15 protein-coding genes, 1 tRNA gene and 1 pseudogene are annotated in these 12,649 nt (G+C 43.3%); 15 read left to right on the forward strand and 2 right to left on the reverse strand.

The genetic code is table 11. The features are described from left to right. The first annotated feature begins 293 nt into the window (after positions 1–293). From noc to QF041_RS20775, 5 genes are all read left to right on the forward strand, one after another. Entirely contained in the window at positions 294–1,112 is an 819-nt protein-coding gene (gene noc / locus QF041_RS20755; RefSeq protein ID WP_307415485.1) for a nucleoid occlusion protein, read from the forward strand. 189 nt (positions 1,113–1,301) lie between these two features. After that, entirely contained in the window at positions 1,302–2,063 is a 762-nt protein-coding gene (locus QF041_RS20760; RefSeq protein WP_024629525.1) for a ParA family protein, read from the forward strand. Further along, positions 2,056–2,901 (forward strand): ParB/RepB/Spo0J family partition protein, encoded by an 846-nt coding sequence (locus QF041_RS20765; RefSeq protein WP_307415486.1) that lies wholly within the window; start codon positions 2,056–2,058, stop codon positions 2,899–2,901. The genes QF041_RS20760 and QF041_RS20765 overlap by 8 nt, the downstream gene beginning before the upstream one ends. A gap of 161 nt (positions 2,902–3,062) precedes the next feature. Then, positions 3,063–4,217, forward strand: a complete 1,155-nt coding sequence (locus QF041_RS20770) for an aminotransferase class V-fold PLP-dependent enzyme (RefSeq protein ID WP_307415487.1) — start codon at positions 3,063–3,065, stop codon at positions 4,215–4,217. Between the two features lie 139 nt (positions 4,218–4,356). Further along, entirely contained in the window at positions 4,357–4,857 is a 501-nt protein-coding gene (locus tag QF041_RS20775; RefSeq protein WP_047841029.1) for a DUF4446 family protein, read from the forward strand. Here QF041_RS20775 and yyaC read toward each other — a convergent pair. Then, positions 4,832–5,438: pseudogene (gene yyaC, locus QF041_RS20780) on the reverse strand (spore protease YyaC). The gene QF041_RS20775 and the pseudogene yyaC sit on opposite strands and share 26 nt — an antisense overlap. A gap of 117 nt (positions 5,439–5,555) precedes the next feature. Between yyaC and QF041_RS20785 the strand changes: the two are divergent. The 4 genes from QF041_RS20785 to QF041_RS20800 all read left to right on the forward strand — a co-directional run bounded on the left by QF041_RS20785 (position 5,556) and on the right by QF041_RS20800 (position 7,168). Further along, complete coding sequence (locus QF041_RS20785) at positions 5,556–5,819, forward strand: putative Se/S carrier protein (protein WP_017691427.1); 264 nt, start codon at positions 5,556–5,558, stop codon at positions 5,817–5,819. 14 nt (positions 5,820–5,833) lie between these two features. Then, positions 5,834–6,775, forward strand: a complete 942-nt coding sequence (locus QF041_RS20790) for a mechanosensitive ion channel family protein (protein WP_373461352.1) — start codon at positions 5,834–5,836, stop codon at positions 6,773–6,775. Then, on the forward strand, positions 6,765–6,974 hold the full coding sequence (locus QF041_RS20795; RefSeq protein WP_036611950.1) for a DUF951 domain-containing protein: 210 nt from the start codon (positions 6,765–6,767) through the stop codon (positions 6,972–6,974). Before QF041_RS20790 ends, QF041_RS20795 begins: the two co-directional genes overlap by 11 nt. 103 nt (positions 6,975–7,077) lie before the next feature. Next, a tRNA-Ser gene (locus QF041_RS20800) sits at positions 7,078–7,168 on the forward strand. A 407-nt stretch (positions 7,169–7,575) separates the two neighbouring features. On the opposite strand, the gene QF041_RS20805 is transcribed toward QF041_RS20800, so the two are convergent. After that, positions 7,576–7,803 (reverse strand): YjzC family protein, encoded by a 228-nt coding sequence (locus tag QF041_RS20805; RefSeq protein WP_307415488.1) that lies wholly within the window; start codon positions 7,801–7,803, stop codon positions 7,576–7,578. 202 nt (positions 7,804–8,005) lie between these two features. Here QF041_RS20805 and rpsF point away from each other — a divergent pair, with 202 nt between their 5' ends. The 6 genes from rpsF (at position 8,006) to QF041_RS20835 (ending at position 12,646) form a co-directional block, all read left to right on the forward strand. Continuing rightward, positions 8,006–8,299, forward strand: a complete 294-nt coding sequence (gene rpsF, locus QF041_RS20810; RefSeq protein ID WP_036611944.1) for a 30S ribosomal protein S6 — start codon at positions 8,006–8,008, stop codon at positions 8,297–8,299. Between the two features lie 48 nt (positions 8,300–8,347). Further along, positions 8,348–8,833 (forward strand): single-stranded DNA-binding protein, encoded by a 486-nt coding sequence (ssb, locus tag QF041_RS20815; RefSeq protein WP_017691432.1) that lies wholly within the window; start codon positions 8,348–8,350, stop codon positions 8,831–8,833. A gap of 55 nt (positions 8,834–8,888) precedes the next feature. Further along, positions 8,889–9,161 carry a 30S ribosomal protein S18 gene (rpsR, locus tag QF041_RS20820; protein WP_017691433.1) on the forward strand — a complete coding sequence of 91 codons (273 nt, stop codon included), beginning with the start codon at positions 8,889–8,891 and terminating at the stop codon, positions 9,159–9,161. A 227-nt stretch (positions 9,162–9,388) separates the two neighbouring features. Then, positions 9,389–9,982: a M15 family metallopeptidase gene (locus QF041_RS20825; protein ID WP_307415489.1), complete on the forward strand. Its 594-nt coding sequence runs from the start codon at positions 9,389–9,391 to the stop codon at positions 9,980–9,982. Between the two features lie 727 nt (positions 9,983–10,709). Continuing rightward, a complete protein-coding gene (locus QF041_RS20830) occupies positions 10,710–11,699 on the forward strand; it encodes an ABC transporter ATP-binding protein (RefSeq protein WP_036671916.1) in 990 nt (329 codons plus the stop codon). A 14-nt stretch (positions 11,700–11,713) separates the two neighbouring features. After that, entirely contained in the window at positions 11,714–12,646 is a 933-nt protein-coding gene (locus QF041_RS20835) for an ABC transporter ATP-binding protein (RefSeq protein WP_307415491.1), read from the forward strand. Positions 12,647–12,649 lie beyond the last annotated feature (3 nt).

The following is a 12,649-nucleotide window of genomic DNA, read 5'->3' on the forward strand; positions in this document are numbered from 1 at the left end:
CATATTTCCAATATTCACAAAGAAAAAGCAGGAAAATTAGCAGAGTTTAAAGAATAGGTAAGCATAGGATTATGATAGAAAAGATGATAGAATAGAAGTATCCGATCCTGGGTCACAGCGATCATAGATTATATGTATAGATAGATGGATATGCGTTCGATGTTGCATGACAGAAAGCGTTATGAAAGGCAAAACTTATTCCAAGAACGATGCATGTGAAAGGTCGCATATTGAATAAGAAGCACCTGCAAAGACTGTGGGAGCTATTACGAAACTAGGTGGTAATCTGCGGAATGAAAGAACAATTTTCGAAGTTGTTTGGTTTGGCGGAGCGCAATAACGGAGATGAGATCAAACAGATTCCGGTTAATGAAATTGTGAGCAGCCCATATCAACCCCGTACTATTTTTGATGATGATAAAATTGATGAGTTGTTGCAGACGATCAAAACACATGGTGTAATTCAGCCTATTGTCGTTCGCGTGCGAAATGGATCATATGAGATTATTGCCGGGGAACGTCGCTGGCGTGCAGTTCGAAAATTGGGTTTGGATACGATTCCGGCTATTGTGCGTGAATTCAACGACTCTCAGGCCGCATCCATTGCACTGATTGAGAACTTGCAGCGTGAAGGATTGACTTCAATTGAGGAAGCTGTCGCTTATCAGAAGCTGATCGACTTGCATCAACTGACACAGGAAAGTCTGGCACAACGACTCGGCAAAAGCCAGTCAACCATCGCCAACAAAATTCGATTGTTACAGCTTCCAGAAGGCATTAAGGCCGCATTGATGGAACGCAAAATTACTGAACGGCATGCAAGAGCATTACTTTCTCTGGATACGGAAGAACTGCAGATGAAGTTGCTCGGTGAGATTATCGAAAAAGAATTAAATGTGAAACAGACAGAGGCACGTGTTGCCTTCTACAAGGAATCTTCTAAGATTAAAAAATCTAGACGTGTTTCCTTTACCAAGGATGTAAGGCTTGCACTTAATACAATTCGCCAATCCATTGATATGGTAACTGGCTCTGGTCTGGACATCAAAACAAAAGAAGCAGACCATGAGGATCATTATGAGATCGTTATCCATATTCCAAAACGCAAATAATTGAAGCTTATGGCGGCAATGGGCCGCTTTTTATGTCTATAAAGCAAGCTAGATCTGACATTTTTAAAGAACGGTCGGTATATTGATGGAACGGTAGTTGTTGTTTGTGTGGACGATAGCCGCCTGCTTTTTGTTAACAATATCTCACAACCTACAGAAAAGACTCCTATTTTATTTGAGGTGAAGTAATTGTCTAAGATTATGGCCGTAGCAAATCAAAAGGGCGGTGTGGGGAAAACGACGACATCTGTTAACTTGGGTGCAGGACTGGCTTCACTCGGGAAAAGAGTATTGCTTGTCGATATTGACCCTCAGGGGAATACAACTAGCGGAGTCGGAATCAATAAAGCAGATGTGGCTAATTGTATATATGATGTCATTATTAATGAGGTTCCTCCTCAAGAAGCGATTGTGGAGACTCAGATTGAAGGCCTTCATATCATACCTGCAACGATTCAGCTTGCCGGAGCCGAGATCGAATTGGTGTCCACGATATCACGGGAAGTTCGCCTGAAAAAATCACTCGCCATGGTGAAAAAAAACTATGATTACATACTGATCGATTGTCCACCATCCCTTGGTATGTTAACGATCAATTCGTTGACTGCTTCCGATTCGGTGATCATTCCGATTCAGTGTGAGTATTATGCACTTGAAGGATTAAGTCAGTTGCTCAATACGGTTCGTCTGGTACAGAAACATCTGAATACATCCCTGCAGATTGAAGGGGTATTGCTGACGATGTTTGATGCGCGGACCAATCTGGGAATTCAGGTTATTGAAGAAGTGAAAAAGTATTTTCAACAAAAAGTATATCAAACAATTATTCCGCGTAACGTACGGCTTAGTGAAGCACCATCTCATGGTCAATCCATTATCACGTATGACCCTCGTTCAAGAGGGGCGGAAGTGTATTTAGAGCTCGCAAAGGAAGTGATTTCTTATGAGTAAGCGGCTTGGAAAAGGTCTTGATGCCCTCATTCCTTCGCTTTCAATTAATGACGATGATAAAGTCGTAGAAATCCCGATTAGTCAACTGCGGGCTAACCCCTATCAACCACGTAAAGTATTTGATGAGGGCGCAATACATGAACTTGCTGAGTCCATTCGTCAGCATGGTGTCATACAACCAATTATTGTTCGTCCTGTATTACGAGGTTATGAGATTATCGCCGGAGAACGACGGTTCAGAGCTTCGCAATATTGTGGTAATGCCACGGTACCGGCTGTAGTCCGCAACTTCAGTGATCAGCAGGTAATGGAGATTGCGTTAATCGAGAACCTGCAACGGGAGAATCTGAACGCCATGGAAGTTGCAGTTGCTTATCAGGGGTTAATGGATCAATTCGCGTTGACTCAGGAAGAGTTGTCTGTAAAAGTAGGTAAATCACGTTCTCACATTGCTAACTTCTTGCGTCTGTTATCGTTGCCGGAAGAGGTAAAAGACCATGTTTCACGTGGAACATTATCTATGGGACATGCACGTGCGATCGTTGGTGTGAAAGACGAGGTTGTGGTGAAGCAACTTGCCAAACAAACTATTGATCAGCAATGGAGTGTACGTGAGTTGGAGGAAGCTGTTCAACAATTGGATCGCTCCAAAACAGGTGAAGCTAAATCCAAATCGAAGTTAAAAAAGAAAGATCCATTCATTGATACATTGGAAGAATCTCTTCGTGAACGTTTCAAAACCACAGTGAAAATCAAGCACAATAAAGATAAAGGTAAAATTGAGCTCAACTACTACAGTCAACAGGATCTGGAACGGCTATTGGAATTGTTACAATAACAGTCGGGTCTAAGATTCATTAACAACATGCGGGGCTTACTCATGTCATGACATATCGCCTCTGTACCATGGAGAAACGATATGTCATTCTTTGTTTATAGGGTTATATATGCAATATGTGCAGGCGAATTATTAATTTATGGGACAGAGGTGGTTGTGAGGTGGAGGGAGTTATCTATCTAGATCATGCAGCAACATCTTGGCCCAAACCACCTGCTGTCGGTGATGCGATGTTGAGTGCATTGGAGATTGCCGGAGCCAATCCTGGCAGAGGAAGTCACCGTATGGCTGTTCAGGCAAGTCGTGTATTGTTCGAGGCGAGAAAATCCATATCCAATATCTTTGGAATCAAAAATGCGAATGATATTGCATTTGGATCAAATACGACAGAAGCACTGAATCTGGCGATTCAAGGCTCGCTCAGAGAGGGCGACCATGTGATTGCCACCATGGCTGAACATAACTCAGTCAGACGACCACTAGAGTATATGCGCAGACTCCGAAATGTGGAGATTGATTATGTACCTGTTGATGCTGCGGGAGCCATTGATCTGATGCAAATGGAACGTATGTTTCGCTCCAATACCAGATTGGTGGTATGTACACATAGTTCGAATCTGCTTGGCAGTATTCTTCCTATTGGAGAAATTTCGCTCCTGTGTCGTAAACATCAGGCGATCTTATTGGTAGATGCAGCTCAGAGTGCTGGGGTTATGCCTGTGAATGTACAACAATTGGGCATAGATATGTTGGCTTTTCCAGGGCATAAGGGACTGCTTGGTCCTCAGGGTACAGGGGGCTTGTACATTGCCCCAGAGCTCGATATAGAGCCTTTACTTCATGGAGGAACAGGAAGTCAGTCAGAAGCTCTGGAGCAGCCAAAGGTGCGTCCTGATCGGTATGAAGCGGGGACGCCGAATACAGTCGGGATCGCAGGGCTGAATGCGGGTGTGAAGCATGTACTTGAGATGACACCAGCGTTCATCTACCAACATGAGTGGGAACTGACCCAACATATAATGGATGGGCTGTCATCCGTTAAAGGCATTCGAATGCTTGGTCCAGAGATTGGACAGCCACGCACCGGATTAGTATCTTTTACTTTAGATGGGTATGATTCAGCACAACTCGCTTTCCGATTAGATCGGAATTACGGGATTGCGGTTCGCTCCGGTTTTCATTGCACACCGCTTGCACACGAATCTGCTGGTACAACCGCTACCGGAGCAGTAAGGGCCAGTGTGGGGTACAATTCAACTAGAGAACATGTGGAAGCACTCGTTAAGGCAGTGTTGGAATTGACTGGGGCAGACTAGATTAGAGTTGAAATGATGAACTCATTTGATATAGGTTGCTTGATTGAGCTTATGGATATCGGCTTGATTTATAATGAATGATAATATTACAGGACAGACGTTAATCTGATCAAAAATATAGAGGGGTAGTTGCAATTACATGGCTGAATTAAACGAGCTGATTCTGGAACAGCTGTTATGGATTATTGGCGGAATGGCATTACTTACGGTGATCTTGCTGATTGTGAGTATTGTTCAAGGGGCAAAGTTACGAAAGTTTAAACGTAAATATGAAGCCATGATGGCTGGCAGTGGAGTAGAGGACCTGGAATCATTGCTGATTAATCTGAAACTTCAGATGGACAGCATTGAGGATGAACACAAACTGCAAACGAATCAGCTGCAAGTTGTCATGCAAAAGCTGACCCGTATTCAAGGTAAAGTTGGCGTGAAAAGGTACAATGCATATGGAGAGCGTGGCAGTGATCTGAGCTTCTCAATGGCTATGATTAACGATAGCCAGGATGGCATGATCCTTACGGGGATATATAACCGTGACGGTTCTTACGTATATGCCAAACCTCTTAAAGGGGGAGAGTCCACGTATACTCTGTCCCCAGAGGAAAAGGAAGCTATTACTCTGGCACAGCAAGCAGAGTAGAACGTGTATGCCATTCCCGAATGGCCGAGTACAGACTGCTGGATATAATCTCGGACATGCGCATAACAAGACTGAGCCGTGTGTTCTGTAGAACAAAGTATTCCATAAAGCCGCCGACGTTAACGATACCTGTCAGATGGATATCGCCGACCGGCGGTAATTCTTTATTTACCCCCGCACCCGGCTTGAGTGGACCATTCACAACTTGAATGCATCCAACACTGGATGATTGTCCGAGACAGGCGTCAATGCCAATCACATAAGGGGTTATGGTGTGTTTTCTGTATGTTGTGGAGTGTATCTTGCAGGTTCATCGCATGAACTGGTTCATCCAAGGTACCATATAGATGGAATAAAGGGCTGTCCCACTTGGAAAGGGCTGATCCGACCAGAGGACCAAGGCAGTCACCTGTTGAGCGATCTGTGCCGATGCAGACAATCACTACATTTTGCAGAGAATGGGCTTTATAGAGATGGAACATTAAACGATGGGTAATGGCCGAGTGAATACCTGGATCGGTATGGGGGATTTTCAAACTGGTCATGTCTTGTGATGAAAAGGAACGCGAAGTAGGATTCATAGGATCTATCCTTTCCCTTGGAATAGTAGTAACAGTATATGGAAAGGTAGAGCGTTTTATACTTCACGAGGACAAGCTTTTTCTCCAGGGTTGGACGTATGGCGAAAGGAGCCGAACATGGACGAATGGATTAACGATTGGATGCTGATTGCGTTTGATTCAACCCAGCAGGCACTGCGTGCTGAAATGCTGCTGGAGTTTGCTGAGATAGAGATTGATTTGTTCCCTACACCAAAAGAAATTACAGCAGGGTGTGCGTTATGTATCCAGTTTCCAAAGGAGGATCTGGAGCGAGTGCAAAAGATCATTCGTAACGAGTTCGTAGAGATCCGAGGCCTCTATTTCAAAACAGAAGACAGCTATGATAACATACCGATGTAGAGGAGGGATGATGAATGTTGTCATTTCAGTTTGCTCAAGGGAATGATAGCGGCGGTGCGGTAGCGGCCGTCGGTGAAGCCCTTCGTTGGACGGATAAAGTCTGGAACAAAATTGCAGATCCTGATATGTGGCTTAACATTATGTTCAGCTCAATCCGGATCATCATTATTTTTATCATCACCCGTATTGTCATTAAGGTAGTCTATCGAATAATAGATCGTTCCATGGAACGCAAGCAGGAAGGCAAGATTCGCGTGAATCCGCGCAGATTCGTAACCGTAGGCGAACTGTTGAAAAATGCGACCTCCATAACATGTAATTTTATCATGATTCTGCTACTGTTATCTGAGATCAATATCCAAGTTGGACCGCTACTCGCGAGTGCAGGTGTGCTCGGGCTTGCCATTGGTTTTGGTGCACAGGGTCTGGTCAAGGATGTTATTACGGGTTTCTTCATTATATTGGAGGACCAGTTCGCTGTGGGGGATGTTATTCAGACGGGAACCTACAAGGGAACGGTTGAAGTGATCGGACTTAGAACAACGAAACTGGTCAGCTGGCAAGGTGAGGTGCACATTATCCCAAACGGGGCGATTGCAAGTGTAACGAACTACTCCATGTCGAATTCGCTGGCTGTAGTGGATATTCCGATGAAGGCGGACTTAAGTCTCGATGAGTCAGTACATCTGGTGAAGAAGTCTTTGGTTGGGATTGAAGAGCGTGACCTAAATATTGTGAAGGTGCCGGATGTGCTCGGTATTCAGTCGATGTCTACATCAGAGTATGTGGTGCGAATTGTGGCTGAATGTATGCCTAACTCTCGTGCTTCGGTGGAACGTCAGATTCAGGGCGATGTGAAAAAAACGCTGGAGTATCATGAGATGAGCAATCAAGCTGTATTGGAACAGGCAGTAGCTTTGGAGAAAGATGAGGGGGATGGCACAGGTGGAGCGTAAAAGTTTCCAGCTTGGGGATATCGTGCAGATGAAGAAGCAGCATCCCTGTGGCAGCAATGAGATGGAGATCATTCGTATGGGTATGGATATTCGGATCAAGTGTGTCGGATGTAAACACAGCGTGTTGATTCCAAGAGCGAAATTCGAGAAAAACATGAAGAAGGTACTGCGTTCAGCCGAAGATTCCACTGAGTCCTGAGCTTGCAATAATTCGGTATGCAGTACGCGTAATAACGTTTACATGCAGGCTCCGTATGAGTGTTGCGTTCTGTAAATGATCATGCTATAATCAATATTGCTGCGGAAAGGTACCCAAGAGGCCCAAGGGGGCTGACTCGAAATCAGTTAGGCGTGTCACAGCGTGCGTGGGTTCGAATCCCACCCTTTCCGCCACTTCAATTGTAATTTACTCAATACACATTGAGTTTAATAAAAAGATCGATAAGAGGACTTTCCATTAGGAAAGTCTTTTTTTTGTATAACGTTTTATTGAATATGTATTGAACGCGTATCTATATCAGATGCATCATTGATGACTCAAACGAAAAATAAAGAGCCCCGAAGGGCTCTTTATCCGGCGGTGCATTTGTTTGTTAGGAAACAATCGGTCGTAACAATCAGAAACTTGGTGTACTGCACGTAGCAATACGCGTGCTTCAGACGAAGGGCCTTACTACACATAACCACTTGCTTCTTAAATTACGTGATGAATCTCCAACAGCGAATGATCGGCTTCGTTGTCCAACGGAACCACACCTCTCTCGTGCACCGCCTGATTGTATTATGTGCTTTATTCAGTTTTATATACATGGATCGTAAAAAAGTATTGCGATTAATGGACGCGGGGCTTTGGTCAGCTTCTTCCACTTGCGATTATGATTGCTTGTTTCGGGAAAAGCTTCACCTTTTTGCAGCGTTACCCGCTTTGGGTTCTGAATTTCCGTGACAAAGCTTTTTTCCCCAACTTCCGTGTACTCTCCATCGTTTGGGGCTTTGTCTCCTGGTTCAAACTCGGTTTTTTCACCCATGATAAAACCTCCTCTGCAGATTATGTTACTTTGTTGCTTCTGTAGTGTGCTCCATAGCCGGGCTGATCATGTGCCAATATGTACAGGGAACGTTTGCTTGCACTTTGACTCGGTATTTGTTATATTAATATAGTTCGAGTTTGTGCTCGTTCCTTGCTCTCAACCTAGATTGAGGGCCAGAGTCCATAAGGAGGTGAAAATTATGCGCAAATATGAAGTGATGTACATTATTCGTCCTGACATTGAGCAAGAAGTTGTTCAAGCTACAGTCGATAAATTCCAAGGCATCATCTCCAACGGCGGTGGTGAAGTTACAGCTCACGACGTTATGGGTAAACGCCGTCTTGCGTATGAGATCAAGAAATTCCGTGATGGTTTTTATGTTCTGGTACATTTCACTGCTGAACCAGCAGTTGTAACTGAACTTGAGCGTCTCATGAAGATTTCTGACGAAGTAATTCGTTATCTCATTACCAACGACGTTAAGTCTGCTTAAGACTACTCGTGATTAACGCACCAATACGCTCTGAAGGAGGGGATTACATTGTTGAACCGTGTCATTCTGATCGGCCGGTTAACCCGGGATCCTGAGTTGCGTTACACTCCAGCAGGAGTAGCAGTTACGCAATTTACTTTGGCAGTGGACAGACCGTTTACAAGCCAAGGGGGAGAAAAGGAAGCCGATTTCATTCCGGTCGTAACCTGGAGACAGCTTGCCGAGACCTGTGCGAACTACTTGCGCAAAGGACGCCTGGCTGCAGTCGAAGGACGCATTCAAGTACGGAACTACGAGAATAACGAAGGAAAACGTGTATACGTGACCGAAGTCATTGCCGATAATGTCCGTTTCTTGGAGTCAGCTAACCGTGATAATAGCGGTGGCGGCGGTGGGCAACCAATGCGTGAAGAGCCTTCTTATGGAGGCGGCGGACGCGCGAACAATAACAATAATTCGCGTAGCAACAATCAGGATCCTTTTTCCGATGACGGAAAACCGATTGATATATCGGATGATGATTTGCCATTTTAACATGAGCTGATACTCTTAGGAGTATGGGTTACATGATAGGAAAGGACTGAAAAGCATGGGCTTCAAGCAAAGAGAAGGCGGAGACAACGATAAAAGACCGGCACGTCGTGGCGGCCGTAATAAACGTCGTAAAGTGTGCTTCTTCACAGCTAACAAAATTACTCACATCGATTATAAAGATACGGACTTGCTTCGTAAATTTATCAGCGAACGTGGAAAAATTTTGCCACGCCGTGTAACAGGTACTAGCGCTAAATATCAACGCATGCTGACGATTGCAATCAAACGCTCCCGTCAAATCGCATTATTGCCATACACAACTGAGTAGTTTTACTCAGCTTGCATACGAAGCAGTCGGCTTATAGCCGGCTGCTTTTTTGTATATATGAATAGAAGTAATAGAAATAACAGATCTACTCTAACAAATGGAAGAATTCAATACTGTGGTGATAGAAGCATTCAAGGCTCAAATGAATTATAATAGAGTCTAATCTACTGAAAAGGTTCAGGCAGCAGGAATAGCTGTTTATTTCAGAATAAACACCAGGAGTGGATATGAATACATCAAAACGTAAAGGCAAACAGAGAAAAAAGAGAAGTCTGAAAACCTGGATTATAGCTACTCTTTTACTTTCCATTATATACGTGTGGTTACAGCAAAAAGGTGATATAGATAACATGTGGCCTGGGACACCAATCCAAGATGCTGTACCAATTACAGGTCTACACCCTGTAGTGGCAGAAAATGAAGAGTTATTGGTACGTAAGGCAGCCAGACGTGGAATAGAGATTGTTATCACCCACGGCTATCGAAGTTCCGAGGAGCAAGATGCACTATTTAACCAAGGACGCTCAAGTGCAGGCAATATCGTTACTAATGCGCGTGGTGGTGAATCATATCATAACTACGGATTAGCAATTGATTTTGCACTGAGGACGCCTGAGGGTGATGTGGTGTGGGATATGGAACGAGATGATAACGGCAATGGCAGGGCAGACTGGATGGAAGTTGTGGATCTCGCCAAAGAGTTAGGTTTCACTTGGGGTGGAGACTGGGCAAACTTCCCGGACTATCCTCACTTGCAGATGGATTTTGGCTTGAGTATCAATGAGTTAAAACGTGGTAAAAGACCACCTGATTCTCAGTAAAGGGTGTTATATATACACTTAAATGAATAAATATTAGATAAGCTCTGCATTTTGCAGGGCTTTTTTCTTTCTTTTGTAAAATAAATGATAAAAGATGACAATTTGGTCTTTACATTAGCAAATAAATAAAACTATACTAGATTAACTAGATTTTTTACTTTGATCGCACATATTATTTCAATTGTAAGCATAACGGCTCCGGTTCAATAAAATTCAGCTATGGATCAAGATATAATCATCACTCATATATGTAACATTTACCTCACGCAAAATTAAGATTTTCTACTTAAATTAAAGCATACACACACACTAGATGTAACTATTATGTTATGTATATGTTATTTTGACCAATTGCCTATGTACACCTCACAGCCAAAAACAAGATAACGCCTCTCAAATTCCCTGCTATAAGCCTTTATAGTATTACTAATATCCAAATCTGTAGTATAAAAAACATTTATACCAAAAATCTCAAAATAAGCATTGACGTTAGCTAAAATTACACGTATGATTACATTAATTATTTTGATATATAATTCCGCTAGGAATTATCAACATTAATTGACCAATGGTCTAAATATAAGTCTCTTATACTTGTTTCTCCTAATGATTTGGTATTTTGTATAAGCTATTGTTCGTTATCTTCAAGAACTTGGAAATATACAGTGGATGCATTTCTCTACACACGAATACAATCTACGGAAATTATGGGGTTAGGGTGATTGATTTGAATACAGAGCTATTGGAAGTCAGAAATCTAACAACATCATTCAGAATTGAAGATGACTATTATGCAGCAGTGGATCACGTTAACCTTACGGTGAAGAAAAATGAAGTGTTGGCGATTGTAGGTGAATCCGGGTCAGGTAAAAGTGCTTTTGCATTCTCCCTTATGGGTTTGCATAACAAAGCAAAAATCGAAGGCCAGATTCTCTATAAAGGACAAGATATTGCCAACATCTCCCCAAGCAAGTTAAACAAGCTACGCGGCAAAGAAATGGGCATGATTTTTCAGGACCCATTGTCCGCACTAAATCCTCTAATGATTATTGGTGAACAGATTGAAGAGATTCTCACACTTCATCAGTCCAAGCTGTCTTCCAGAGAGAAGAGAGAAAAGGTCATTCACTTATTGAATCAGGTAGGGATTCCACGTCCCGAACAAATATACAAGCAGTATCCCCACGAACTATCTGGTGGTATGAGACAGAGAATTGTTATTGCCATTGCGATTGCCAACAAACCGGAACTACTCATAGCCGATGAACCAACGACGGCGCTTGACGTTACGATTCAACTACAGATTCTGGAGCTGATCCGTGATCTGAAGAATGAAATTAACGCAGGCATTATTCTGATTACACATGATCTGGGTGTCGTAGCTGAGATGGCTGATCGCGTAGCAGTTATGTATGCAGGCGAAATTGTTGAAATCGCAGATATCTTCACATTGATGAACGATGCGAAGCATCCATATACCCGCTCATTGTTGAACTCTATTCCCACCCTGTCTGAAGAAAGATCCAAATTACATGTCATCCAAGGCATCGTACCATCACTCAAAAATCTTCCTCGCAAAGGGTGCAGATTCAAAGCCCGAATTCCATGGATTAGTGAATCGGCTCATGAAGAGAACCCACAGATGCATGAAATTGCACCAGGTCACTTTGTACGGTGTACCTGTTACCAGCACTTTCATTTCCCTGACCAAAGCTGAGGAGGAATAACATAATGGCATTACTCGAAGTAGAAGGGCTCAAGATACACTTTCCGATTCGCGGTGGATTGCTTAAACGGGAAATTGGCAGTGTAAAGGCTGTTGATGATGTTAGCTTCTCCATTGAACAAGGACAGACCTATGGTCTGGTTGGTGAATCAGGTTCAGGTAAGACAACAACAGGCAGAGCCATTATTGGGCTAAACCATGTCACTGAAGGAAAGATTCTGTTTAACGGTAAAAATCTGGCTACGGAGCGACGTAAGAACAGGCAACTCCAGCGGGATGTACAAATGATTTTTCAAGACCCTTATTCATCATTGAATCCAAAGAAGCGGGTTATCGATATTATCGCTGAGCCGTTTCGTAACTATGAGCGTCTGACAGCTACCGAGGAGAAAAGACAAGTAAGAGAATTACTTGAAAAGGTTGGCCTGAGTCCGGAATCAATCTACAAATATCCGCATGAATTCTCCGGCGGACAGCGTCAACGGATCGGCATTGCACGGGCTATTGCACTGAAGCCGAAGCTAATTATCGCGGATGAACCTGTATCTGCACTCGATGTGTCGGTACAGGCTCAGGTACTCAACTTCATGCAGGAGATTCAAAAAGAACTAAATCTGACATATCTGTTCATCAGTCACGATCTCGGCATCATCCGTCATATGTGTGATCAGATTGGAATTATGTATAAAGGTCGATATGTGGAACAGGGCACAACAAATGATATTTTTGAGAATCCGCAACACATCTATACCAAACGTCTCATTGCAGCCATTCCGGATATGGACCCAACCAAACGAGAGGAAATGGTAGCCTTCCGTCAACAGGTCAAATCCGAGTATGAACATTCATACCGAAATTTCTTTGATGAGGAAGGGCTTGCATACTCGCTCAAATCCATTTCCGATACTCACCGAGTAGCTCTACCTCAGAAAGGTTGAAGG

The sequence above is a fragment of the Paenibacillus sp. W2I17 genome (genome assembly GCF_030815985.1).
Taxonomy (GTDB): Bacteria; Bacillota; Bacilli; order Paenibacillales; family Paenibacillaceae; genus Paenibacillus.